The sequence below is a fragment of the Mucilaginibacter oryzae genome, from assembly GCF_003148845.1.
Taxonomy (GTDB): Bacteria; Bacteroidota; Bacteroidia; order Sphingobacteriales; family Sphingobacteriaceae; genus Mucilaginibacter; species Mucilaginibacter oryzae.
This window is the reverse complement of the sequence record NZ_QGHA01000003.1, coordinates 603,919-629,047: the sequence shown is the minus strand read 5'-3', so window position 1 is coordinate 629,047 and position 25,129 is coordinate 603,919. Positions and strand designations below refer to the sequence as shown.

The 25,129-nt window shown below is 44.4% G+C and carries 26 protein-coding genes; 11 read left to right on the top strand and 15 right to left on the bottom strand.

Annotated features, from left to right (window positions below):
• Nucleotides 1–96: 96 nt before the first annotated feature.
• The 4 genes from LX99_RS11710 to pfkA all read right to left on the bottom strand — a co-directional run bounded on the left by LX99_RS11710 (nucleotide 97) and on the right by pfkA (nucleotide 3,432).
• Nucleotides 97–498 (bottom strand): DUF4440 domain-containing protein, encoded by a 402-nt coding sequence (locus LX99_RS11710; protein ID WP_109608042.1) that lies wholly within the window; start codon nucleotides 496–498, stop codon nucleotides 97–99.
• Between the two features lie 92 nt (nucleotides 499–590).
• A complete protein-coding gene (gap, locus tag LX99_RS11705; protein WP_109608041.1) occupies nucleotides 591–1,586 on the bottom strand; it encodes a type I glyceraldehyde-3-phosphate dehydrogenase in 996 nt (331 codons plus the stop codon).
• A 6-nt stretch (nucleotides 1,587–1,592) separates the two neighbouring features.
• Nucleotides 1,593–2,441 (bottom strand): hypothetical protein, encoded by an 849-nt coding sequence (locus tag LX99_RS11700; protein WP_109608040.1) that lies wholly within the window; start codon nucleotides 2,439–2,441, stop codon nucleotides 1,593–1,595.
• A 7-nt stretch (nucleotides 2,442–2,448) separates the two neighbouring features.
• Entirely contained in the window at nucleotides 2,449–3,432 is a 984-nt protein-coding gene (gene pfkA / locus LX99_RS11695) for a 6-phosphofructokinase (protein ID WP_022834068.1), read from the bottom strand.
• A 129-nt stretch (nucleotides 3,433–3,561) separates the two neighbouring features.
• Between pfkA and LX99_RS11690 the strand changes: the two genes are divergently transcribed.
• Nucleotides 3,562–4,254 (top strand): NUDIX hydrolase, encoded by a 693-nt coding sequence (locus LX99_RS11690; protein WP_407937401.1) that lies wholly within the window; start codon nucleotides 3,562–3,564, stop codon nucleotides 4,252–4,254.
• A gap of 301 nt (nucleotides 4,255–4,555) precedes the next feature.
• On the opposite strand, the gene LX99_RS11685 is transcribed toward LX99_RS11690, so the two are convergent.
• The 3 genes from LX99_RS11685 to LX99_RS11675 all read right to left on the bottom strand — a co-directional run bounded on the left by LX99_RS11685 (nucleotide 4,556) and on the right by LX99_RS11675 (nucleotide 6,705).
• Nucleotides 4,556–5,416 (bottom strand): N-acetylglucosamine kinase, encoded by an 861-nt coding sequence (locus LX99_RS11685; protein ID WP_022834071.1) that lies wholly within the window; start codon nucleotides 5,414–5,416, stop codon nucleotides 4,556–4,558.
• Between the two features lie 510 nt (nucleotides 5,417–5,926).
• On the bottom strand, nucleotides 5,927–6,316 hold the full coding sequence (locus LX99_RS11680; protein ID WP_109608038.1) for a hypothetical protein: 390 nt from the start codon (nucleotides 6,314–6,316) through the stop codon (nucleotides 5,927–5,929).
• The gene (locus LX99_RS11675) at nucleotides 6,295–6,705 is read right to left on the bottom strand and encodes a DNA-binding protein (RefSeq protein WP_109608037.1); all 411 of its coding nucleotides are present in this window, start codon (nucleotides 6,703–6,705) and stop codon (nucleotides 6,295–6,297) included. The genes LX99_RS11680 and LX99_RS11675 overlap by 22 nt, the downstream gene beginning before the upstream one ends.
• A gap of 269 nt (nucleotides 6,706–6,974) precedes the next feature.
• On the opposite strand from LX99_RS11675, the gene LX99_RS11670 reads away from it, so the two are divergent.
• Both LX99_RS11670 and LX99_RS11665 read left to right on the top strand, forming a co-directional pair.
• The gene (locus tag LX99_RS11670) at nucleotides 6,975–7,658 is read left to right on the top strand and encodes a DUF6348 family protein (RefSeq protein ID WP_146203103.1); all 684 of its coding nucleotides are present in this window, start codon (nucleotides 6,975–6,977) and stop codon (nucleotides 7,656–7,658) included.
• An 85-nt stretch (nucleotides 7,659–7,743) separates the two neighbouring features.
• Nucleotides 7,744–8,289, top strand: a complete 546-nt coding sequence (locus tag LX99_RS11665; protein WP_109608035.1) for an STM3941 family protein — start codon at nucleotides 7,744–7,746, stop codon at nucleotides 8,287–8,289.
• Between the two features lie 91 nt (nucleotides 8,290–8,380).
• Here LX99_RS11665 and LX99_RS11660 read toward each other — a convergent pair whose 3' ends face one another.
• The 5 genes from LX99_RS11660 to LX99_RS11640 form a co-directional block, all read right to left on the bottom strand.
• Nucleotides 8,381–8,572, bottom strand: a complete 192-nt coding sequence (locus LX99_RS11660) for a hypothetical protein (RefSeq protein WP_109608034.1) — start codon at nucleotides 8,570–8,572, stop codon at nucleotides 8,381–8,383.
• A 158-nt stretch (nucleotides 8,573–8,730) separates the two neighbouring features.
• Complete coding sequence (glgB, locus tag LX99_RS11655) at nucleotides 8,731–10,968, bottom strand: 1,4-alpha-glucan branching protein GlgB (RefSeq protein WP_109608033.1); 2,238 nt, start codon at nucleotides 10,966–10,968, stop codon at nucleotides 8,731–8,733.
• A 611-nt stretch (nucleotides 10,969–11,579) separates the two neighbouring features.
• Entirely contained in the window at nucleotides 11,580–12,665 is a 1,086-nt protein-coding gene (locus LX99_RS11650; protein WP_109608032.1) for a family 10 glycosylhydrolase, read from the bottom strand.
• Nucleotides 12,666–12,669: 4 nt separating this feature from the next.
• Nucleotides 12,670–13,797: a carbohydrate-binding family 9-like protein gene (locus LX99_RS11645; RefSeq protein ID WP_109608031.1), complete on the bottom strand. Its 1,128-nt coding sequence runs from the start codon at nucleotides 13,795–13,797 to the stop codon at nucleotides 12,670–12,672.
• Complete coding sequence (locus LX99_RS11640; RefSeq protein ID WP_022834074.1) at nucleotides 13,794–14,201, bottom strand: EVE domain-containing protein; 408 nt, start codon at nucleotides 14,199–14,201, stop codon at nucleotides 13,794–13,796. Before LX99_RS11640 ends, LX99_RS11645 begins: the two co-directional genes overlap by 4 nt.
• Before the next feature lie 355 nt (nucleotides 14,202–14,556).
• On the opposite strand from LX99_RS11640, the gene LX99_RS11635 reads away from it, so the two are divergent.
• Nucleotides 14,557–15,207, top strand: a complete 651-nt coding sequence (locus LX99_RS11635) for a hypothetical protein (protein ID WP_109608030.1) — start codon at nucleotides 14,557–14,559, stop codon at nucleotides 15,205–15,207.
• On the opposite strand, the gene LX99_RS11630 is transcribed toward LX99_RS11635, so the two are convergent.
• Nucleotides 15,179–15,601: a hypothetical protein gene (locus tag LX99_RS11630; protein WP_109608029.1), complete on the bottom strand. Its 423-nt coding sequence runs from the start codon at nucleotides 15,599–15,601 to the stop codon at nucleotides 15,179–15,181. The genes LX99_RS11635 and LX99_RS11630 overlap by 29 nt on opposite strands.
• An 83-nt stretch (nucleotides 15,602–15,684) precedes the next feature.
• Here LX99_RS11630 and LX99_RS11625 point away from each other — a divergent pair, with 83 nt between their 5' ends.
• Nucleotides 15,685–16,668: a hypothetical protein gene (locus LX99_RS11625; RefSeq protein WP_109608028.1), complete on the top strand. Its 984-nt coding sequence runs from the start codon at nucleotides 15,685–15,687 to the stop codon at nucleotides 16,666–16,668.
• A gap of 13 nt (nucleotides 16,669–16,681) precedes the next feature.
• On the opposite strand, the gene holA is transcribed toward LX99_RS11625, so the two are convergent.
• A complete protein-coding gene (gene holA / locus LX99_RS11620) occupies nucleotides 16,682–17,704 on the bottom strand; it encodes a DNA polymerase III subunit delta (protein WP_109608027.1) in 1,023 nt (340 codons plus the stop codon).
• 138 nt (nucleotides 17,705–17,842) lie between these two features.
• Here holA and LX99_RS11615 point away from each other — a divergent pair, with 138 nt between their 5' ends.
• The gene (locus LX99_RS11615) at nucleotides 17,843–18,298 is read left to right on the top strand and encodes a type I restriction enzyme HsdR N-terminal domain-containing protein (protein WP_109608026.1); all 456 of its coding nucleotides are present in this window, start codon (nucleotides 17,843–17,845) and stop codon (nucleotides 18,296–18,298) included.
• A gap of 108 nt (nucleotides 18,299–18,406) precedes the next feature.
• Nucleotides 18,407–19,897 carry a gluconokinase gene (locus LX99_RS11610; RefSeq protein ID WP_109608025.1) on the top strand — a complete coding sequence of 497 codons (1,491 nt, stop codon included), beginning with the start codon at nucleotides 18,407–18,409 and terminating at the stop codon, nucleotides 19,895–19,897.
• A 3-nt stretch (nucleotides 19,898–19,900) separates the two neighbouring features.
• Here the strand turns inward: LX99_RS11610 and LX99_RS11605 are convergent, their stop codons facing one another.
• Complete coding sequence (locus LX99_RS11605; RefSeq protein ID WP_109608024.1) at nucleotides 19,901–20,578, bottom strand: phosphatase PAP2-related protein; 678 nt, start codon at nucleotides 20,576–20,578, stop codon at nucleotides 19,901–19,903.
• Between the two features lie 104 nt (nucleotides 20,579–20,682).
• Between LX99_RS11605 and LX99_RS11600 the strand changes: the two genes are divergently transcribed.
• The 4 genes from LX99_RS11600 (at nucleotide 20,683) to LX99_RS11580 (ending at nucleotide 24,982) form a co-directional block, all read left to right on the top strand.
• A complete protein-coding gene (locus LX99_RS11600; RefSeq protein ID WP_109608023.1) occupies nucleotides 20,683–21,099 on the top strand; it encodes a MerC domain-containing protein in 417 nt (138 codons plus the stop codon).
• Nucleotides 21,100–21,310: 211 nt separating this feature from the next.
• Complete coding sequence (locus tag LX99_RS11590; protein ID WP_245927894.1) at nucleotides 21,311–21,757, top strand: Fur family transcriptional regulator; 447 nt, start codon at nucleotides 21,311–21,313, stop codon at nucleotides 21,755–21,757.
• Nucleotides 21,754–22,569, top strand: coding sequence for an N-acetylmuramoyl-L-alanine amidase family protein (locus tag LX99_RS11585; protein WP_109608081.1), 816 nt, complete (start codon nucleotides 21,754–21,756; stop codon nucleotides 22,567–22,569). The genes LX99_RS11590 and LX99_RS11585 overlap by 4 nt, the downstream gene beginning before the upstream one ends.
• 160 nt (nucleotides 22,570–22,729) lie before the next feature.
• Complete coding sequence (locus LX99_RS11580) at nucleotides 22,730–24,982, top strand: glycoside hydrolase family 20 protein (protein ID WP_170122678.1); 2,253 nt, start codon at nucleotides 22,730–22,732, stop codon at nucleotides 24,980–24,982.
• Nucleotides 24,983–25,129 lie beyond the last annotated feature (147 nt).

The following is a 25,129-nucleotide window of genomic DNA, read 5'->3' as shown; positions in this document are numbered from 1 at the left end:
TGTTACGTTGTTATGTGGTTAAGTTGGAACTTAACCTGTTTTTCCCACGGGTTACGCATACGCTAAACCCGCGGTAGGTTATGGATTGACGGACAGCTAAAAGATTTTCTCCCTCAATACCTCTACCTTGAAAATTTTCCATGCGCCATCAATCAATTTCCATTTATAAATTCCTTCCCTCTCAACGGTCCATTTTTTTGAAAAGAAAACGAATACACGGATTGAAACTTCGCTATGTTGTATTAACCGCTCTGTAACCTCGTTTGCCGAAAAATTAATTTCTGTTCGCTGGTAACTGCTCGATAAGCTTTTTACCCTATTAAAATAGTGTTTAACATTGGCTGCTAATTGTTTCTTTCCTATGGTTTTTCCGTTAAGTTGTTTGTATTGCAGGTCATCGGTAAAAAAATCCATATAGAAATCGAAGTCTTTATTTTGTTGGGCTTCATTTGCGGCTATGTGCGCATTATCAATCGCTTCTAATAGCGTATTATCCATTATATTAAGGCTTAGTTGCGAGCGCCAAATTAGACAAAAAAAACGCCCTCCGGCTAACCGGAGGGCGTTTTTTATACAGTTGAAACGGGCTATTATAATTTGCCGATTTCCTGAACAAGGTCGATCAGTTTGTTTGAGTAACCCCACTCGTTATCGTACCATGATACCACTTTAACAAAGTTATCATTCAGGCCGATACCGGCTTTGGCATCAAAAATTGAAGTGCGTACATCGCCTTTAAAATCTTCAGATACTACTTCGTCTTCGGTGTAGCCCAGGATGCCTTTCAATTCGCCTTCCGAAGCTTCTTTCATTGCAGCTTTGATGGCTTCGTATGATGCACCGTTTTTAAGGCGTACGGTTAAGTCAACTACAGATACGTCGGCAACTGGTACGCGGAAGCTCATGCCGGTTAATTTACCTTTTAACTGAGGTAATACTAAACCTACGGCTTTAGCGGCACCGGTTGATGAAGGGATGATGTTTTGGTAAGCACCACGGCCGCCTCTCCAATCTTTAGCAGATGGGCCGTCAACTGTTTTTTGAGTTGCTGTTACCGCGTGTACGGTGGTCATTAAACCTTCTTCAATACCAAATTTATCATCTAACACTTTAGCGATAGGCGCTAAACAGTTGGTAGTACATGAAGCGTTTGAAACGATGTTTTGATCGGCTTTTAACGCTTTGTGGTTAACACCCATTACAAAGGTAGGGGTATCATCTTTTGCAGGGGCGCTCATTACTACTTTTTTAGCACCGGCGTCGATGTGTTTCTGAGCAGTTTCCTGGGTTAAGAATAAACCGGTAGATTCGATTACTACTTCAGCGCCTACTTCGTTCCATTTAAGGTTAGCAGGGTCTTTTTCGGCAGTAACGCGGATGGTTTTACCGTTAACAACCAAATGACCGCCTTCTACGGCAATAGTGCCTTTGAAAGGACCATGAGTTGAATCGTATTTTAACATGTAAGCCATGTAATCTGGCTCAACAAGGTCATTAATACCAACAACTTCAATGTCTGGTCTTTCAATTGCAGCCCTGAATGCCAGGCGGCCAATACGGCCGAAACCGTTAATTCCTATTTTCATGATTTTTTAATTTTTACTTGAATAGTAGGTTAATAAATTATTTATGGGTTCTTTAATAATATTAGTGATCTGCAACCCGGCCCCGGCGGCGGCCTCATGTAAATGCTCCTGAAAATTAAAGGCAACCGAACCGGCCAGGTATATTGACGCCCCCGGGTGTTGCTGATATAAAGGTAGCAAATATGTGGAAATTAGCTTACTAAATCCTTTTTTTATGACGCTTTGCAGATGATGGTCGGCTTTGTTATCGAGGTAAAAATCGGTAAAGGAGCTTAAAAACAAGGCGGGCTGTTTTTGGCGGTAAACCTTTTCGAGCAGGTTTTTACGGTCGGCATCGTACTTGTGGATAAACTTTTTACGCAGGGCAGGGGGCAGGGTATCGTTCATGAAACCTTTTATCAGCTGGCGGCCCAGCCAGTTGCCGCTGCCTTCATCGGCAAGGATATAGCCTAAGCCGTAGTTATTAGGTTCAACCTTTTTACCATCGTACCAGGCGGCATTGGTGCCGCTGCCGCAAATGCTGATAATGCCGGGCTCGTTTTTACAGCAGGCAATGGCGGCGCCTGCAATATCATGCTCCACGCTTATTTTACCAAATTTAAAAAATTGGGCAAAGGCGTTGTGTACAATCTCCCGGCGCTCATCAGACGAGGCGCCCGCGCCAAAAAAGTAAATACGCCTGATCTCTTCGGCGTGGTGTATGAGGTTGATATTTTTGTTAAGCAGCTGCAGGATGTGCTTCTCGTCGTTAAAATAGGGGTTAATGCCATTGGTTTTAAACGAGGCTACTGTACGCCCTTTATCAGTAAGCCGCCAATGTGCAAAGTACGATCCGCTATAAACAACTGCAACCATTAATTTTTTATATCGATAATATATCCATCATTTGTAACAAATCGGGCTCCAGCTTAAACTCATGATGGTTTAGCGCCTGTTCCAGGTCGGTCATCAATATCTGGTTGGCCTGTAAACCTACCATTTTCTGCGATTCGCCGGCAATCAGTGCGTTCACCGCCGCGAAGCCCAGGCGGCTGCCCAAAATACGGTCAAAGCTTGATGGCGCCCCGCCGCGTTGCAGGTGGCCTAATATAGTAACTTTTATATCGTAATTTTTAACTTCCTTCTGCACAGCCTTAGCCACATCCCAAACACCGTTTTTATCGCCCTCGGCAACAATTACAATGCTTGATGATTTTTTGTTCATGTGGCCATCCTTCAGGTTTTTGATCAGATCATCAATAGCGGTGGTACGCTCGGGCAGTAAAATAGCCTCGGCCCCGCACGAGATCCCGGCCCGCAAAGCGATAGCGCCCGAATCGCGACCCATTACCTCGATAAAGAAAAGGCGGTCGTGCGCGTCGGCCGTATCGCGGATTTTGTCGATGGCCTCGATCACGGTATTGGTAGCGGTATCAAAACCAAGGGTATAGGTTGATCCGCAAAGGTCGTTATCAATGGTGCCCGGCACGCCCATAACGGCAATGTCAGGATATTTGCGCGAAAAGCGGAGGGCGCCGGTAAACGTACCGTCGCCGCCAATAACCACCAGGCCGTCAATGCCGCGGGCTTTGGCGTTTTGGTAAGCTATCTCCATGCCTTCGTCGGTTTTAAAGGGAAGGCAGCGCGCGGTTTTTAAAATGGTACCGCCTAAATTAAGGATGTTACTCACCGAGCGATGTTTCATCTCCATCATGTCGTTGTCAATAAGGCCTTTGTAACCCTGCCTGATCCCTACAACTTCCAGCCCGTTGTAAAGGGCTGTTCTAACAACGGCTCGTATACAAGGGTTCATACCGGGTGCGTCGCCGCCCGAGGTTAAAACCCCTATTTTTGAAATTTTACGCATCTTTAACTCTTTGGTTTATCGGCACGAAGATACTGTGTGTAATTTACACCATTAAATTTTATTTATTTTTTTTTGGATTAGCAATTAAGGCTATATCTTTAAACTTATTAACTAAATCTCACCAACAGTTTGGAACTAATGTTACCTAAGTTTGATTCCGTATTCTCGATAGACTGCGTGATATTCGGCTTTGAAGCCGGCGAGCTTAAAATTTTGCTCATTGAGCGAAACGAAGAGCCCTATAAAGATTGGCTGGCGCTGCCCGGCTATATTGTTGAGCAGGACGAGAGTATTGATGATGCTGCCGAGCGGATTTTGTATGAGCTTACCGGCCTGCGCGATATGCACATGCAACAGTTTCACACCTTTGGCGAGGTAAACCGGCACCCGCAGGGCCGTGTAATTACCGTGGCCTACTACGCGCTCATCCGCATAAACGGCCAGAAAGAATTACGGCCGGTAACCCAGTATGCCAAAAAAGCCTTCTGGCACCAGGTAAGCGAGTTGCCCAAACTGGCTTTTGACCATAGCGAGATTTTTAAAACCGGCTTTAACAAAATTAAACGCCGCCTGCACTATCAACCCATAGCCTTTGAGCTTTTGCCCGAAAAGTTTACCCTTACCCAGCTGCAATCGCTTTACGAGGCGGTGCTGGATAAAAAGCTGGATAAACGCAACTTCCGCAAAAAAATGCTGAGCTACGGCTTTTTAAAAGAGCTGGACGAAAAGCAAAAAGGCGTATCATACCGCGCCGCCAAATTGTACAAGTTTGATAAGCGCAAGTACGGCAAGATTTTTCAGGGAGAGATGAATTTGGTTTGAGGATAGCTGCAGGAAGTCAGGAATCAGGAAGTCAGGAATCAGGAAGTCAAGAATCAGGAAGTCAAGAATCAGGATGCAAGAAGAGAAATAGAAATACCGTCATTGCGAGATACGAAGCAATCGCACGTAAGCTGAGCGGCTATGCAAATCGGCCAGGTAAAGTTCGCGATTGCTTCGTGCCCCGCAATGACGTGTTGGGAAAAGAAAAAGGGCCGGAATAATCTTCCAGCCCTTTTTCTTTTTAATCTTAAATCTCAACTTTTCGTCTTGATTCCTGACTCTTGTCGTCTTGAGTCTTTTCTTACAAAGAGCTCGGCGCTAACTCCAAATGGAATTTCACCAGGTTATCTATAGGCGAGCGGATGATGCTGCCTACGGTCATGCCGTTTTCGGTTGCTACTTCTTCCAGTACGTTGCGGAAGTTGTAACCTACCGAACCGATACAGTTGAAGGTGTATTTTTGATAATCAGGGTAATGGGTTACCAGGTTACGGAAAAAGTCTTCGAACGAGGTACGAACCAGGTTGCGTGAGTATTCGATGTGTACGTTGTTATCGTAAACAAATTTGCTGAAGCTTGCGCAAAAACGGTTGGCGCGTGGCTGGGTGTAAACCTGCTCGTTGATATCATCGGGCGTAAGTTTGTAGGTTTCCCAGAACAGGTTACGCACCGGCTCGGGCATATAGCCGCGCAGGTAATCGGTTAACAGTTTTTTGCCGATGTAGCAACCGCTGCCTTCGTCGCCCAAAATGTACGCGCCCGAATCAATGTTGTGGGTAATATCTTTACCATCATAAATGCAGGTGTTGGTACCTGTGCCTAAAATAGCGGCAAAACCTTCGGTGTTGCCCAATAAAGCGCGTGCGGCAGCTAACAGGTCATGACCTATGTTTACCTTCGATTTTGCGAAAACCACTTTCATGGCATCTTCAACAATCTTACGCATTTCGGGCGTTGAGCAACCGGCACCGTAGTAATTAACTTCGGTAATCAGGTCTTTTTCAAGATCGGTAGGCAGGCTTTCATTAAGCGATTGGATGATGTAATCTGTGCCTGAAAAGTATGGGTTATAACCCTCTGTGTTAAAGTAAACTTTTTTTCCGTCTTCGGTAACCAGGCACCAATTGGTTTTGGTTGAGCCACCGTCAGCAATTATGATCATAAATTATGTTTTTTTGAAAAATCTGTTAAAAGTAGGATTAACTTATTGTAAAAAGAACACTTTGCTTTTCAAAAATTGAAAATTGTTATTTTATTATAAATTATGCCTGGTTACTGTATAAATTTAATTTAAAAGGCGCTTTCGTGTAAATATTATCAACAATTGTTAGTGAAAATTATACCGCTTTTTAAATGTAAAGTTTACAGATAAGGATGCTCGCCTCACACTTAAATTCTGAGTAATTTACAATTGTACACAATTGCGCCATATTTAGCAAAATATTGGTTTTTTTTAGTGCTAAATCGAGGGTTTTACGGGGGGATAGATGCCGGTGTCCATTTGGTTTGGTAAAAGATTGGGCACAGGGCGACGGACGGACGACAGGAAGAGGGTGCAAAGAGAATTTACAAATTAGGTTATAACAACTGCTTATCGAACATAGCAGCTGTATAGCAAAAGTGCCGGAAAATATATCCCCGGCACTTTTCACTATTGGCTTGGTTTGGATTATTAGGCCACATTTTTTACGCTGTAAACCACAGAGTCAGGAAACCTGACACCATCAATGTAATTTTCCCTGAAAACTTCTTTGAAGATCTTTTCTGAGGGACTAAATCTTTTTCTTAGAAGTTCAAATATCGTACTCCTATCGTCAACAAGTTTCACATCGTTTAATGATAGATCTAAATTATTTTCTTTAATTGTGTTATAAATTATTTCAAACGCTGCTCTCGAGCCTTTTTCCTGTAAATGCGGAATACCCAAAACAAGATACCAGTCTTCCGCATCATGATTTTTCATTAAAGCCGCATTCGTAAACGAAAACCCCTTTGCATTTAATTTATTAACCAGATTAAACGCATTTTTATTTAAAACATCTACCAATATTGCTGTATCCATGCTAAAATCCCTCCTTTTACATTTGTTATTGCATTGTACAAATCATTCGCCTCCACATCTGTCCATTCTTTATATCTGGCACCTTCACTCCAATCCTTTACTATACCCCAATTGATAGCAAAATCAGCATCAACTTTCTCTTTCAATGCTCTATGATATTCAATCCCGGCCAGTCGAACCTTGGTTAAATCATGAACATAAAAATCATTTACAAACGCTTTAGCCGGAATTTGATATTGATTGATCTGCTTTGCGATACACGCTTTCAAGCCAAGTTCAATTGAGTAACCGGCAAGATAGTAGGCACCACTATAACAATTATTATCCAACAACACCTTGCATTCCTTAAGTCTTTCAACAGTTAGTATCTCTAACGTTTGCTTAGTCATATCATACAAATATAATCATTCAAATCTACTGTAAAGCGACTCTTTCTTAATTCTAAATCGATGCTTTAAATTAACGACCGGCAGGAGGAGCGGAGCGTCCATGGGGTGCTGAAAGATGCCGGGTACTGTTTAGCGGTTTATCGGGAAAGATTTATTATTTTCGATGTATCAGCTAAACCAGTAATCGCAAATGCACAATGGGCTTATTCGATCTTTTCAGAAAAAAACAAACGGCGCTAAATCAGGCAGAAAACAATGCTTACAGGCCTGTGAATACTAATGCATATATTATTGAAGTATTAAAAGCAAAACTGATCCTGGCAGGTTACAAGGTTGAGCGGCATCCGCAATATCTTACCTTGATCGTTAATTCCGAATTGGAGATCTCTGCAGCTGTCTTTGATACGCCCGGCGCCCATCCTTATGTTATCCAGGTGATGTTCCTTACCGCACATCCTTTGCATTTTCCGAAAGGGATAGTTGAAAACCTTGCGGGTATTGGCGAAACCCCGGAGAAGAGAGTTGAAGCGGCTGTGGATAACTACCTCACCACGATATATCAAACTGTGATGGATGGATTTACGGATACTCATGATCCGGGTTTCGACTTTCCGGAAAACGAGGTACTCTGGCATCCTAAATTGGGTAACTTATCCACCCAGGGACAATGGGAAAATTTGCCACAGGAAGATCATCTGTATAAAATCATAAAAGAAAAATTTAAACCAATGCTCACGGCAGATAAATTTAACTGGTTGAAAATTTACGTTTCAAAAAGTGCCGCCGGAAATGTTATAGGCGAATGTGTTTTCAATAATCAACTATGGCCGGAAGGCACCGAAGCAATCCTGGCAGATGCTAACTTATGGCAGGTTAAGGGCGAATTTATGGCTTTGAAGCAATTTATCATGTTTAGGCGATGTGATAAATATGATCCGTTGCCCCCGGTTTAGCGGCAAATTAATGTAAATCAATTGAATGATAAATTGTATCTTAGCTTAATTCATAAGCCTTTTAATCCAATTAACCCGACCAGCCGTGACAGCTCATTCCCCAATCCAAATCCCCTTAAACAAAACCAAAATAATTAAAGGCGCTTTAGGCTCTGTAGCCTTTGTTGCCATCTGCACCTGGATCCTGGCTTTTCAGCCGCATATTGGTAACCCTGTTTTTGATAATATATTGGTTAAATATGGCGTAACCTGTTTAGGAATTGTTTTTTTTGGTTTTACCGCCTTTTTTTATGTTAAAAAACTAAGCGATAAAAAGCCGGGCTTAGTGATTGATAGTAATGGTATTTTTGATAATACGGGCGCAAGTTCGGTGGGGTTAATTCCCTGGGATGATATTACCGCGTTCGGCATTGAGGGTGTGATGAACCAGCGATTCCTGATCGTTGGCCTTAAAAACCCCGAGCAGTATATCGAAATGCAAACCAACCGGCTTAAAAAAAAGAGTTTCGACTTTAATTATAAAAACTACGGCTCGCCAATAGCCATAGGCGCAAGTACTATAGATTATAACTTAAGCCAGCTTGCCGCCGAACTTAATGCGAGATTAAACAACGATACCGCTAAGTTGTAGTTATGTAATGGTTTCCGTTTTTGTCCGGTTAGTAAACAAAGGCCTGGAGACGGGGAGACGGACGGACGGAATCAATTACTTCGCCGTTAACTCACATCAGTTCATTATCCTTTTTAACATGATAGGCCTTGTAGGATAAGTAAAACAAAGCCAGCGCGGGCAGCGCGCCCAGCACAACGCCCGTGGCATTGAGGTTGGGATAGGTTGCCACAATTTGCACAATGAGCAATATGGTTGCTACAATGCCGCCTGTAAGGTAAAGTAATTTGAATTTAGGGTTCATGGTAGTTGTAACGATTGAAAATTGTACTTGTTTACAAGGTTAACAAATCAGTAATTTCAGGATGCGAAGCAACCGCGAACTTTACATCGGGATTTGATTAACCCCTCTGTATGTGTACGATTGCTCCGCTACTGATAACGACTGCCGAAGATTACCTGTTACTTTTTCAACTCGTATTTGGGCGGTACATCGGGCAGGCGTTTAAACACCGCGGCCCCAAGCGGCGGTATGCTTATTTTGATGGATTGCGCCTTGCCATGCCAGCTTACGGCATCACTTTGCACGGCATCGTAGTTAATGATACCGCTGCCCCAGTATTTTTGGTTATCCGAATTGAAAATTTCCTGCCACTTACCGGCTGCGGGCACACCTATGCGGTAATCGCGGCGTACAACCGGGGTCATGTTCAGTACAATCATCAGGTCGTTTTTGCTGTCATGCCCCATGCGGCGGTAAACCAGTATCGAATCGTTGGCATTGCCGCCGTCAACCCATTCAAAACCCTGGTGCGAGAATGCCTTTTCGTATAAAGCTGGTTCCCGGCGGTATAAATGGTTAAGCGCTTTCATGGTTTCGCTGATGCCTGCGTGGTTAGGATATTGCAGCACATGCCATTGTAACGACTGGCTGAAATTCCATTCATCGCCCTGCCCAAATTCGGCCCCCATAAACAGTAGTTTGGCGCCCGGGTGCGTAAACATGTAGCCGTACATCAACCTCAGGTTGGCAAATTGCTGCCACTCGTCGCCCGGCATTTTGCGCAGCATCGATCCTTTGCCGTACACTACCTCATCGTGCGAGAAAGGCAGCATAAAGTTTTCGGTAAAGGCATATATCGTGCTGAAAGTTATTTCGTTATGGTGGTATTTGCGGTGGATAGGATCCTGTTTAAAATAATCGATGGTATCATGCATCCAGCCCATCATCCACTTCATGCCAAAGCCCAGCCCCCCCAGGTAAACCGGGCGGCTTACGCCTTTAAACGATGTAGATTCTTCGGCAATGGTTTGCGTTGATGGGAAATTGGCATAAACGGCCTCGTTAAATTCTTTGAGGAAGGAGATAGCTTCGAGGTTTTCATTACCGCCGTATATGTTGGCTTCCCACTCGCCATGCTTACGCGAGTAGTCCAGATACAGCATCGAGGCAACGGCGTCAACCCGTAAACCGTCGGCATGGTACCTGTCCAGCCAAAAAATAGCGTTACTGATCAGGAAGGCCCTCACCTCATTGCGGCCATAGTTAAATATGTACGATTTCCAATCCGGGTGGAAGCCTTTGCGGCTGTCGGCATGCTCATACAGGTGTGTACCGTCAAATTTATATAATGCATGGGCATCGCCGGGAAAATGCGAGGGCACCCAATCCAGGATCACCCCTATGCCTGCCTTGTGGAACTCCTCAATCAAAAACATCAGTTGTTGCGGGGTGCCGTACCGCGATGCCGCGGCAAAGTAACCGCTTACCTGGTATCCCCAGCTTGGGTAAAAAGGGTGCTCCATTATCGGCATAAACTCTACATGCGTAAAGCCCATTTCTTTAACGTAGGGCACCAGCTTTTCGGCAAGTTGCGTGTAGCTCAAAAACTCGTCGGGGCTTTCGGGGTTACGCGCCCACGAGCCTAAATGCACCTCATAAACCGAGTAGGGCCTATCCAGCGCGTTATGTTCGTGGCGGGTTTGCATCCAGCTTTCGTCTTTCCACTCGTAAAAAGTATCGGCCACTATCGATGCCGTGCGCGGGGGCAGTTCCCAGCGTAAAGCAAACGGATCGCTCTTTTCCAGGTCTTCGCCGCCTGATGCTTTTATAAAGTATTTATAGGTTTCGCCGTTGCCAATGTTTGGAATAAAACCTTCCCATATGCCCGACGAATCCCAACGGGCGTTTAAGCTATGCGAGCCGCGGTTCCAGCCGTTAAAATTGCCTATAACCGATACATACTGCGCGTTAGGGGCCCATACCGCGAAGTATGTACCCACAACACCCAAATGCTCCACCACATGCGAGCCCAGTTTTTCGTACAGTTTAAAGTGCTTGCCTGCTTTAAACAAACTGATATCAAAATCGGTAAAGCGGCTGTAAGGCTCAACGGCCTTTAACTGCACAGGCTGCTGCTGTGCCGTAACTTCCACGGCTTCAACCGCGGCCGCTTTAGTTTTAGCCGCAGCGGCTTTTTTTACAGCGGCAGGTTTATCAGCTGGAGCCGCTTTTGCAGGTTTTGAGGCAGCAGGTTTATCGGCCGTTGCAACAGCTTTAGTTTTAGTAGTTTTTTTTACGGGCGCCGCCTCAACCGGTGGCGTAACCTGTTCTGTTTTGGCCTTAGCGCCTGCTTTTTTTGTTTTTACAGGCTTCGCGTCTGGTAAGGGAGTTTCGGTTTTAGTATTTTTTTTGGCCATGAGATATGAAATTACCTTTTAGGGTACGGTATGATAACCCAAAATACCGGATTGGGTTTGGTTTATATACAATCAAATATAACAGGATTAAAATATTATGCAGGCTTTTGGGAATTTATTTTGTGGGAGCCAGGATTTACAGAGTTTGACAGTCGGCTTTTTCTTGCGCTCATTTAAAATGAGTGCTTAACGTGGGTTGGCGTTTGCAACGCCAGGGTTATTTTTTTACTTGCACCCGTTTACAAAGGCCCTTAACATGTTTTACGTTTATAACGTGAACACTGGCGTTTGCAACGCCCGTGTTATTTTTCTTGCGCTCATTTAAAATGAGTGCTTAACGTTGGGTTGGCGTTTGCAACGCCAGTGTTATTTTTTACTTGCGCCCGTTTAAAAAGGTACTTAACATGTTTTACGTTTATAACGTGAACACTGGCGTTGCAAACGCCAGCCCACATTAAGCGCTCGTTGCAAACGAGCGCAAGTTTTTGGCGCAAGCTTTTTAGAATGGTCCTTAACATGTTTTACGTTTACAACGTGAACACTGGCGTTGCAAACGCCAACCCATATTAAGCGCTCGTTGCAAACGAGCGCAAGTTTTTGGCGCAAGCTTTTTATCCCTTAAACCCCGTAACCTCGTCCTTTAGTATCGCCAGCACTTCTGGCCGTACATTCCCAAAAAACGATATGCCCATAGCGCCGTTTTTAAGCGCTACCTGTATCCCCGTGCGGATCTCCTCATCGTTATTAAAATCTGAAAGATATAACCCGGCATACAGCGGGAATTTACCCGCCAAAAAATGCACACCCTCGGCTACGGCATCACCTATCCAGCTCACACCTTCCTTGTAAAAGCCGTGGTAAATCATGGGGCAAATGCCGTCCATTTTCCAGTTGGTCCAGTCCTGGCGCACATTGCGGCGGGCTACTTCGGGGGTAGGGAATACGGCGGCTGTTATTTGTTTTTTATGCTGATGGGCCACGGCCGAGATGCCGTTAACCACCCGGGTAATGTTATTGTACCTGAACAGGCGCCATGATAAGCTTGCTTCAGGGTATTGGATATGGTCGAGATCCTGGTTGTATTGCTCTTTAAATTTGGCCTTGCAAACTTCGCAGTAGCAAAAATCGTATTCGGGCAGCTCTTTGGTTTGGTCAAGCTTGTAGTGTTCCCACAGGTTAACCGGTAATATCACATCGCAGTAGCGTACATAATCCAGGTGGATGCCGTCTACATAGTCTTTAGCCAAAATATCATCCGCGGTTTTGGTAAGGTACTCCTGCACTTCGGGGCGCGAGGGGCATAGCCAGCGATAATACTGCACATAAGGCGGATGGTCGGCACACGATTCGCCTTTGCGGTTTTTGCTGTACCATTCGGGTTTTTCGGTAACCAGTTCGGCGCGGTTAAAGGTCCAGATCCAGCGGTGGGCCTCCAGGCCTTTGGCTTTGGCCGCGCGGAAATGGCGCTCGCTGTCGGCCTCAAAAAAAACACCCGTTATGCCTGCTTCTTTGAAAGCCGTATACCGCGCCGCCAGCTGGTCGTCGGTATCTTTTGGGTCGGGGTTGGTCCATACCCAGTTTTTCATTGCCTTTTTTTTATTGCTTTTGGCTGTTTCAACTGCCGCGTTGCTTAGCAGCGGCAACTGCGCCGCCACACCGGCCATCAAACCGGCTTTCAAAAATTCGCGCTTATTCATGGGGTTAAGGGGTTAGCTGTTGCTGTACCAGGCCATCCTGATTAATCATATAGGTTAACCTTGTTTTGCTATCGGTAACATAGGCTGTAAACTGGTGAGGGGTAGCCTCCAGTTTCAGCTCGTTAGGATAGCCGGTGATGGTTATTTGCGGAGCAATATGGAGCTTTTTTAATGACAGCGCATATTCGTGATGCGCTGTCTGCCACTCTTTCTGTTTGTAATAGATCAGCCAGAGATATTTTTTCTGTTCTTCGGCATAAGGCATCCCGAAAGTTACATCGTCGGCCTCATGATCGCTGAAGAGCAAATAGCCCCAGCGCTCGGGGTAGTGCATGGCAATAAGCCCCTGGTTGCTCCACACCCAGTTATGTTCGGGCAGGTCGCGGCCCCCGGCATCCTTAAGTTTTACGTTTTTGCCGTTTACTACCCGGGTATCATACTCCACGCGCGAAAAATTGATGCGCCATAGTGTGCCGTGCTTCATTTTTACTTTGCTAAAACCATCGTGCAGGGCAGTAAAAGGGATAGCCATTTCAACCGTCCAGCCCTGGTCAGTATCTGCTGTATTGTTGAGTGTGCCCTGTATTTTTACGGCCGACCGCAATCCATGCGCGTCCCAGCCGGTAACCGCGGTACCACCGTTGCGGTAGGGGCGGGTTAAAAACAAATCAAAAATGGTGTTGAGGGCGTTTACCTCAATCTCGTAGTAGTTATGGGTACTGTTTAAAGGGTCGATAAAAATCTCAAAATCGTTATCCAGGTAAATAATATCATCATGATGGGTGAGCGTTGCCCACACCTGCGGATCATATAAACGCGCCGCCACGTACAGGCAGCTATCATCCCAAAGCATTTTGACATTGGTTTGCAGTGGCGGTTTGGGCTTCAAATCGCCTTCAATATCCTGGAAATCGGCACTCCATTTGGCCTGCTGCCATACCGCGTCATCCACATCGCCATCAATTACCGGTGGCTGTTTTACATGCCTTACCACATAATTATCGGGCACCGTAAATAAATTAGCGAAAGCACTAAAAACATCCTGCGCCTTAACTAAAGTGGGCGATATCAATAACGCAACTACAAATCCCGATTGAAAAAAACGACGGAGGTAAGCGTAGCCAAACCTCATTTGCTGCCCAGTTCTAAAATGTAATCAAACTCCTCGCGTTTTAACCCCATCACCGACAGGCGGCCCTGTTTTACCAGACCGATATCCTGTAGTTTCGGGTCGGCTTTGATCTGTTCGAGGGTTACCGGCGTTTTCAGCGTTTCAACCGGCGACAGGTCTACCACTACCCAGTTGGTATCATCGGTAGTTGGGTCCTGGTAGGCTTCCTTCACAACTTTGGCTACGCCAACAATCTCTTTGCCTTCATTACTATGGTAAAACAGCACCAGGTCGCCCTCCTGCATGGCGCGCAGGTTATTGCGGGCCTGGTAATTGCGTACGCCATCCCAAAAGGTACGGCCATCTTTATTAAATTTTTCCCAGCTATATTTAAAGGGCTCACTTTTAACTAACCAATGCTGCATGTAAACGTTGTGATTTTAATCTAGCGTAAAAATGTAAAAAAGCACGCATAAAGTAAAATGCCCGGTGCCTTAGGTAAGGGATTGTTACATTAAAATTATGGGATGGAGTGTTATGTAGGGCCGACGCTGATCAATGTCAAGGTTCGGTCGCCCCGGACTCCTCTGCCAATAAACCCTGAGTGTAGCTGCAGCACTTTTGGCAAGCTTTGATTTCCCGGCTCAGATATTCCACAAAATAAAAGTATCATAACAAGAATTTTAGGTGAATAAACAATACGTTGATCTTTCACTCTAATTGCAGATAGTTGCATTTTCAATTATCTTCAGCCTCTGATAGCTAAACCATACTTCACAAATGAATGAATTTAAAATTACCGGCGGAGGATACATAGGCAATGCCAGTGCTACCTGGCCTTTGGCAACATTAAGTGTTACCGCCGATATGTTATCAATAAATATGGGTTTTGCCGGGCAAGTATTTTTCAATGCAGGGGATATTACTTCTATTGAGCCTGCACCGGGACTAAGTGTCGGCGGAATCAGGATAAATCACACCGTAAACTCCTATCCCAAAAAGATAGTTTTTACAAGTACGACCCCATTCCACAGCATTATTGAAAGTATAAAAGCGACCGGACTTTTTGACAAAGAGAGAGTGCATGATCAATCAACATGGTACCAGGTAAAAAAGCTACAGGAACAAGGCCGGTTCCCTATTAAAACAACGGCCATTATCGTTTTTATTATAGGATGGAATATACCTCTTTTAATAGGATTTTTCAATAATAAAATCAACGGCTTTTCTAATTACGAACCCGTTTCGTTAACGTTTGCTTTTTTGTTTATTGTATTAACCTTGTTTGTTGAACCATTCAGGCTTTTGGTATTAAAGGAAAACCGCGACATCAAAGATCTTCGCAAAACGTTGTACTTTCTGTTGATTATCGTTTCGCTGATATTTGCATTTTCATTGATATTTAAACACCTTCCGCCGGTTCATCGTTAACCTGCTTAGTGGTTATATCGGTATCTGCAAGCTCCTGGTCATCATCCTTGCCCTTTATAAAAAGCAGCACCAGTGCCGTTAGCAGCATCAAATCAATGACTATAGCCATCAATGCGGCGGCGATATTCTGGCGGATAGTTGATGGCAAACCAATTATATCGGGTGTGATGGTAAGGATCAGTAAAACAAGCAAAACCCATTTTGGCCAGGCATGCCCGGCCCGTATAAACATGGCTAACACCAGCAAAATGCACAAAACTACGCACATGGCTATTACCATGCTGTACGATGCAAACCTGCCGCCAATCAAATAATAATCAACCAGATATAACACTGCCGATGCCCGGAGAAGGTTGGAAGCTGTGTTTGCCTTAGTTTTTAATGTAAGCTCCATAGATATAATGCACAATATTAAGGATTTTTTTTGCCGGATGTTCTATTTCTATTACCTTGGTAATTACAAAATTTAAACCTGTCATGAAAAACCTGATGTTGCTTTTTGTTATGCTAACGGTAATTTGCTCTTGCAAAAAGAACGCTTCACTGCCGGTTTTGCCTCCTCAGCCTCCTGTTGTTAAAAACGATAAGCCCCCAAAATACAAGGTAACCTTTATTGTAGCAGGTTTTACCAAAACCGTAACACCTATTAATACATCCTTGCGGAACAATGCATTAACGCCGAATGTGACAGTATTACCTGCAGACGATAAATACTACCCTAAAATTATGTATATGGTTTATGATTCTGCAGGCACGCAGGTTAGTCGTCTGGAAGAAAACTTATCACCCGATGAAATCGATAAATTGTTTAGGATAGAGAACAACTCCAGACAGGAAATTAATAACTCAACCTCTTTTGGTACGATAACCGATTCGCTAAAGGCTGGTAATTACACCCTGGTAATTACAGCTGGTACGCAGCGCGGGGGAATGAATAATCCGATGGAGTTTTGGAAAATTCCATTAGCAGGACAGGTATATCCCGACAATCCGCTTGCTGAAGCAAAATTTTATCCTGCTAACGATCACAACCCTTTCTTTATGCTGATGGATGATGCATTTGTTTATAAAGCCCCTCTAAAGGTATCCGCAGCTGATTTAGAACAAACTATAACTCCTGAGCGCGTAGTTGGAAAGGTATTAGTAACAATAACAGATGCTATACCAGAACAAACGTCATACCTACGAATTTATGTAAACAATGAACTATATTATTACAATATAGATAAAGCCAAAGCAGAAGGGATACGAACCGATTTGGCTTCAAATTATTACGGAGTTTACAACAATTGGGGCCAGGTAAATCATACCTTTTCCTTCAAAGTGTTAAATACTGAAAATCCGTTTTCGGTGAAAATTGAAAGTTATAAAGGCTTAGATAAAATAACAAGTAAAACAATCCCTAACATCACCGTAAATAAAGGGCAAACTGTTCAGATAGCTACCAAATTATTTCAATAAGCGCCGACCAGATTTAGTGTAATATCTTAAACATCAGCTCTTTCATCAGCTCGCCATGCGGCGCGTTTGATTCAACGCCTTTGCTTTTTAAATCGTACTCGCGCAGGTAGCTGATCACCTGGAAAACCTTGCCAAGGGGGTAATTGCGGGCGGCCTGTTCGTAATCTTTAATAAAATAGGGGTTTACGCTCATTTCTTTAGCCAGGTTTTGCGGGGTTTTATCTTTTACGTAATGATACACCAGTACCTTGCTGAAAAAATTGTTCAGGTTGCCTAATACCAGCACAATGGGGTTTGATTTGGGGTTGGCCTCAAAATAATTGATGATCTGGTTAACCTTAAAGGCATCTTTTTTGGTAAGGGCCGTTTGCAGCTCAAACACATTGTATTCTTTACTGATGCCGATGTTATCATGGATGTGTTTCAGGGTAATCTCCTGGCCGCTGCTCACGTTCAGCATCAGCTTTTCAAGCTCGTTGGCTATTTTGGCCAGGTCGTTACCCAGGTACTCGGCTATCATGGCCGATGCCTGTGTGTTTATTTTATAGCCCTTTTCGCTTACATAGCTTTCAACCCAGCCCGGAATCTTATTATCATACAACGTAGCCGATTCAAATACTATCCCGTGCTTATCAATGGCCTTGTAAGTTTTTTTGCGTTTATCAAACTTGCCGTATTTATAACAAAAAACAAGTATGGTACTGGGCAGCGGGTTTTCGAGGTAGCTAAGCACCGGGTCGAGTGTTTTTTTACTGTCGTCTTCCTTGCCCCACTTCATATCCTGGGCTTCCTTTACCAGTACCACCTGGTAATCGGCCATCATTGGGTAGCGCTTGGCCGCGTTAAGTACGGTCATGATATCGGTATCCTTGCCGTAAACCACCGTTTGGTTAAAGCCCCGCTCGTGCTCGGGCAGCAGTTGATGCTCAACGTAATTACTAATCAGGTCGATAAAATAGGGTTCATCGCCGTGCAGCAGGTACAGGGGTTTGTATTTACGGTTTTTAAGGTCTTTAAGTATCTCGGGCGCGGTCATCTTTTATAAAGCCAAAAGTACTAAGTAGTAAGGCAAAAGTGGAATGTATTTTTATTTAGCGGGATGCTAAGCGGATATTTTTTACTTTTGAAGTTGGACTCAGAACTACCAACTCAGAACTTAACACGTAACAACAAAATGCTCCGGCCCCTTAATCTTCCGCCATACCCGTTCAAAATAAGCGATGATCAGGGTACGTTGACCTTGTTTGACGAGATCCGAAAAAAAAACATCATCATCACCCCCGAGGAGTGGGTAAGGCAGCATTTCGTACAATACCTCATCAGGCAAAAAAACTATCCCCGCTCGCTCATCAAACTGGAGGGAGGCCTTAAGCTTAACACCCTACAAAAACGCACCGATATTGTGGTTTTTAACCCCGACGGCCGCCGGATATTAATGGTGGAGTGCAAAGCGCCCTCGGTTACCATCGATCAAAAAACATTCGACCAAATTGCAAGGTATAATATGGTGCATAAAGTTGCCTTGTTGGCCGTGAGCAACGGCTTGCAGCATTACTATTGTTCGATAGATCATGAAAATTGTACTTATCGGTTTATTGAAGAGTTGCCGGGGTATGTGAAGGGTATATGAATCGGGATTTACGATTTTGTCAGACAAATTGTTTATCCAATCCCATAATCCTAAAAATCCCCCCAAATCCCGGTTCTGTTTGCTATTTTGGCCTCAAATACATCACCCATGCAGGCATATATTTTAGGCATTGATATAGGGACAGGCAGCACCAAAGCTGTAGCCATCAGTTTAACCGGCGAGGCTTTAGGCACGGTATCGGCACATTACCTGATCAGCAGTCCGCAACCGGGCTATAGTGAGCAGGATCCTGAACTGATCTGGAATGCTTTTGTAAAATGCCTTTCAGATGTCACCGCTAAATTGGGCAGCCCGCAGGCTGTAAGCCTGAGCAGTGCCATGCACAGTATTATTCCTGTTAATGATGTAGGAGTAGCTTTATACCCGATGATTACCTGGGCTGACGCCCGAAGTGAAAACATTGCCCAGGCATTAAGAACAACTCCAAAGGGGGCCTCACTGTATCATCATTGTGGTACGGCTATTCATCCCATGTCGCCTTTAAATAAGTTGTTATGGCTCAAGGTTAACGAAACTAATGTTTTTGAATCGGCAGGTAAATTTATATCCATTAAAGAATACATCTGGTTCAGGCTGTTTGAAGTTTTTGAGATCGATTATTCCATAGCTTCGGCTACGGGAATGTTTGATATTGTTGCCAGGAATTGGAGTAGTGAAGCCCTCGAACTGATCGGGATACCGGCAATTAAATTATCGCAGCCTGTTAATACCACTTATTACCGTACTCATGTAAAAAACGATGTGGTAGCACTAACCGCAATTAACGCTCAAACACCTTTTGTTATAGGGGCAAGCGATGGCGCTTGTGCCAATTTAGGCAGCCATACCACAGGCGAGGGGATAGCCGCTTTAACTATCGGCACCAGCGGCGCGGTAAGGATAACCCATTCTAAACCGGTTTATAATTTTGAAGCGATGGTGTTTAACTACCTGCTTGATGAGCAAACTTTTGTTTGTGGCGGCGCGGTAAACAACGGTGGGATAGCGCTGAACTGGCTGTTAAAGAATTTCCTGAAAAAAGAAAACCCGGTTGGTGCCGATTACGATGCGTTGTTTAACGAAATAGCAACTGTACCGGCGGGCAGCGAAGGCCTGTTGTTTTTACCCTACCTATATGGCGAGCGCGCCCCGCTTTGGGATACAAAAACCAGCGGTACTTTTTTCAATATCAAGCCGGTACATACCCGTTCGCACTTTTTACGAGCCGGGCTCGAGGGCATCTGCTTTGCCCTGAACAATGTGCTTAAAACTTTAGAAGATGCTTCCGGGGAAATTCACCAGGTAAATATCAGCGGGGGCTTTACCGGCTCGGTGGTGTGGACACAAACATTGGCCGATATCACGGGTAAAAAGCTGGCCGTGCTGCAATCTGAAGATTCATCAGCTATGGGCGCTGTTTATCTTGCCGCTAAGGTATTGTATCCTCATGGTTATGAACAACTTACCCGGGTTGAACACCAGGAAATAATTGAACCTGATAAAAATAACCACAAAGTTTACAGCCGCATGTTCCCGGTTTTCAAAAAGCTTTATACCGATTTGAAAGATACCATGCACCTGATGGATAGCTGGGAATAAGGCTTACTGCAGGCCAAGCCATTTGGTTAGCCGCCAGCAGCCATATACAAAAAATGGCGCTGCCATAATATCTATGGAATAATGGATATGCTGAATGAGTAAAAGTACGGCTAATACTATGGCGCAAATGAGGGCGATGAGCTTATCACTGCGTTTTTGCAGGTGCAGGTAAACAAGTACCATGGTGGCCGTGTGGCCCGAAAAAAACAAATCTTTAGTGATAAAAGTATGCCCGTAAAATACGCTTGTGCTCGGATCGATTAATGGTACCAGGCCAATTGGCGGGTTAAGTTTAACCACACTTATGGTGATAAAACGGGCAATACATACAAAATTAAGTGTCCAGATATAACTGATGCACACCTTCGGATTGTATAGTCCGCGCCACATCATCAGCAACCCCATGCTCCAGATCAGGATAAAGATCGGTACTGAAAGATCGTACGATGGCAGTAGGGCCAGCAGTCGGTCGTGCAGTACAACGCCATCGGTTCTCCGTTCAATATGTTTAAAAAAGGAAGGAAGCAGGTTTACAATAATTACGATAACGATGGTTGCGCCTAATAACTTTAACCGGCTGCTTCGGGTATTATAAGCCTCTTTCCAAAGTTGTTTTATATGATATAAGGGGGCTAAATTCAAAGTATTGTTAAAATAAAGGCCGCTAAAATACGGCTTCATTTACTAATATTAACTAATTGTCATGATTTTGTTAATTTAAATAAGTGTGGAATATTGACTTTTTAAATGCAATAATGTTGCAATAACTTGTTTATATTTGCGGCATGAACTTTCAAAAGCTATCACCGCTACTGGACAACATAGGTTTAACAGCCTCAACTTTATGCGCTGTGCATTGCGCCGTGGTGCCCCTGGTGCTTACCGGTTTGCCGCTTATTGGTCTGGGTTTTTTAGCCAACGCCTGGGTGGAGTGGGCGATGATTATTTTTGCCTTAGCCATAGGCGCTTATTCGATAGGCCTATCTTATACCCGCACCCATCACCGTAGTTTACCGCTGCTGATGCTGGCTACAGGTTTTGGGCTGATTTTGGCCGGGCATGTTTTTTCGGCTTTTGTTAATGAAGCGTTGGTGGTACCGGCGGGCGGTTTGCTCATCGCTGCGGCTCATTATGTTAATTACCGGTTTACCGGCACCTGTAACCATGATCATAAAGTTTATAAACTTAAAAAAGTTGAGTGATGCAAAAACGCCACCGGAAATTCTTTTACGCTTTTTTGATTTTTAATTGCTTTTTAAGCCCGGCCTGCAACCATAAGGGGCATGAGCATGATGCGGGTAGCCCCGATACTAACGGTACAAAAAATACCGTTATAAAAACGAGGGTTAATGCTGCTAATTATAAACCATTGTTAAATTTGCAGCCTTATAATTAATAACCCTGATACTTTCAATGATACAAACCCGCGATATACAGCATTTTGAGCACCTGCTTGATAAGCATCACCTGAAAAAAACCGCGCCGAGGTTACGCGTTTTATCGATGATGTCGTCAAGAAGTACGGCCACCTCACAGCCCGACCTGGAGAGCCTGATGCAGGATATTGACAGGGTTACCCTTTACCGGATCCTTAACGCTTTTGAAGAAAAGGGGATCATCCATAAAGTGTTCGACCTGAACGGAACGGCTAATTATGCCCTCTGTTCATCCAAGTGCGATGAGCATGATCATCACGATGAGCATTTGCATTTTAACTGCATCCAATGTAAAAATGTATATTGTTTAAATGATATGAATTTGCCTGCCATCAGTCTCCCGGCCGGGTTTGAGCCGCAGGGCTTTACCGTTTATGCCAATGGATTGTGTCCTAAATGCAGCAAGAAGGCGGTAGACAAATGAAATCCTGCTTTTTCTTAAGGATAATTTTCCTTTTATTTTTATCTATTCCTTTTGTATGCGCCGCGCAGCAAAAGGATACCATCCCGGCGGTTACTACCTTTAAGTTTAAAACGGTTATTATTGACGCCGGGCATGGCGGGAAGGATGCCGGGGCGAGGGGATCGCATTCGTTTGAAAAAAATGTAACCCTATCCATCGCGCTTAAACTGAAAGCCGCGCTTGATACGGCCATTACCGATGTTAAATCTATCCTTACCCGTTCTGATGATACTTTTATTCCGCTCAACCAGCGCTCGGCTATAGCTAATCAAAATAAAGGGAACCTCTTTATCTCTATTCACTGTAACTCGTCACCGGAGGGTACCGCCGCACGCGCCCACAAACAAAAAGGTGTACTGATGCTGGTTTACGGTTTCCACAGGCTAAAAGAGCAGGAAGAGGCCGTGCGAGAAAATGCTTCTATCTTCCAGGAAAAGGATTATAAGCAAAACTATGAAAGTTATGATGAAAGCGATCCCTCAAACCTCATTATCCTCAACGCTTATATTCAGAAGTACCGCAAGCAAAGCATCCTGTTTGGTGATCTGGTTGATGATGAATTTACCGGCATTGATGGCCGCGAAAGTAATGGTGTTAAAGAGCAGGGTGTGTTGGTGCTGGCCCACAGCGCTATGCCTGCCGTACTGATAGAAACCGGTTTTATCAACAACCCTGAAGAGGAAGAGTACCTGAACTCCGATGAAGGACAGCATGAAATTGTGATGTCGATCATTAGGGCTTTGCGTAATTATCGTAAGGCGATAGGTTCGTAAGCGCGGCACGATTTTGTAGAGGGGCATCACATCCGTCTCTACGGTGATAAAAAAATATCTGTCGCCATCATCAAAAAAGCTATATTCGGTTTTACATTTACTTTTGATGATCAACTATTTCCGACTCCCAATCAGATTCATAAAAACTACTGTTCTTGTTTTGCCTTGTTTTGTTTTTGCTATTCAAAGCAAAGCGCAAACCGCAACGCAAGGTATAATACCGCGGCCCGTAAAAGCAACCTTCGGTAAAAAAAGTTTCGTGTTTTTTGATAACGCCATTGGTCGTTTCGGTAAAAGCATAAGTGAAGATAATTTGATATTCTTCAGGCAATATTTTCACGCCCTAACCGGAAACGATCTGTCCGTAAGAAAATCGTCGAAAATGATAGCTGATATGTGGCTGGTGCTCGATTCTAATAATGTCATCGAGCCGGAAGGGTATAAGTTATCTGTTTCTGACAAATACATTATGATTAAAGCGCATGATGAAGCAGGTATTTTCTACGGCCTCCAATCGTTAACACAATTACTTAGAGTTAAAGATGGAAAAGCAGAAGTTCCATATTGCGAGATCTCCGATCACCCCCGCTTCGCCTATCGCGGCATGCACCTCGATGTAAGCCGCCATTTCTTTGAACCTGCCGCCGTCAAAAAATGGATCGACCTGCTGGCATTGTATAAAATCAATACCTTCCACTGGCATTTAACCGACGATCAGGGCTGGCGTATCGAAATCAAAAAATACCCGTTGTTGCAGAGTATTTCGGCTTATAGGGATGAAACCATTATCGGCCACAAAAAAGATAGTCCACACCGTTTTAACGGTAAACGTTACGGAGGATATTACACCCAGGATGAGGTAAAGGATATTGTAAAATATGCCACGCAAAGGCATATCACCGTAATACCCGAAATTGAAATGCCGGGTCATGCGCTGGCAGCTTTGGCGGCTTATCCGCAATTGGGTTGTACCGGTGGCCCGTACGCAACCGCTACCTTCTGGGGTATTTTTGATGATGTATATTGCGCCGGTAACGATGAAACATTTACCTTTTTACAAAATGTAATGGACGAAGTGCTGCCGCTGTTCCCATCCAAATACATCCACATAGGCGGAGACGAGTGCCCCAAAACCAAATGGAAAGCCTGCCCCAAATGCCAAAAGCGTATTCAGGACGAGCATCTGAAAGATGAAAAAGAACTGCAAAGCTATTTCATAGGCCGGATGGAAAAATACCTCAACAGCAAAGGCAGGCAGATCATCGGCTGGGACGAGATACTGGAAGGCGGCTTAACCCCCGGCGCAACCGTAATGAGCTGGACAGGCGAAGAAGGCGGCATAGCTGCGGCCAAACAGCACCACGAAGCCATCATGACGCCCGAAAAGTATGTTTATCTCGATTATTACCAATCCCTTTATCCCGAAGAGCCATTGGCCGGCGGTGGCTATACCCCTTTAAGCAAAGTGTACAACTACGAACCGATAACCAACGAGCTAAACGGCGAAGAAGCGAAATATATTAAAGGCGTACAGGCCAATGCCTGGAGCGAATACATGGCCAGCCCGGAACAGGCCGAGCGGCAACTGTTCCCACGGATGTTGGCTTTGGCCGAAGTTGCCTGGAGTTCGAAATCAAATAAAAACTACGTGGATTTTTTAAAGCGGTTAAGATATCAGCAGCCCTTATTAAAAAAGCTTAATGTAAATGCTGCCGATGTTTTTGACGAGATAACTGACTCGGTAACAGAAACAGCAAACCACCAGGTAGCTTTAACCCTTAAAACAACGCTGCCCGGCGCTAAAATAGCTTACCGGCAGGAGGGTGATAAAGCTTACACAACCAGCAAATCTAATTCAGTTACCATACAACCGCATTCCGGACTTGTTAAGGGTATTGTTTTGTTAAATGGCAAACAGGTTGGCCGTACTTATGAAAAATCGTTTACTTTTCACAAAGCCATAGGTAAAAAGGTAACGCTTAAAAACCAACCGCAGGGCGGTTATAACCCGGGCAATACCTTCGGCCTGGTAAATGGTGTTTTTGGCAGTAAACTGTATAACGATGGCCAATGGTACGGTTTCAGCGGCGATGACCTGGATGCCGTTGTTGATCTGGGCAGCGTTCAAAGCGTATCGCGCTTAGGCATCAACATCCTGAAATACCACTGGCAAAAAATGTGGGAGCCAACGTTGCTAACGTTCGAAGTATCTACAGATGGAAATAGCTATACCGAAGTTTACCGCCAAACTGATTTTCCGGACAATGGCATTAACGAAGTAAGGGCCAATATCAAAACCCAGCAAGCCCGCTACGTAAGGGTGAAAGGAACCAATAAAGGCATTATCCCGCCGGGCGAATACATTGCCGGGGCAAAGGCCTGGCTGATGGTGGATGAGATAATGGTGAATTGATGTGCAAATGTGCAGATGAGTGGATGTGCAGATGGCCTGATAATGTTTTAAGATGATAAAATTGCTCTAAAGGCATTGACGCATTTATATCTGTCTGCATAAAATTTGCCAATCAGCGCTCATCTATCTGCACATCTGAAATCCGCA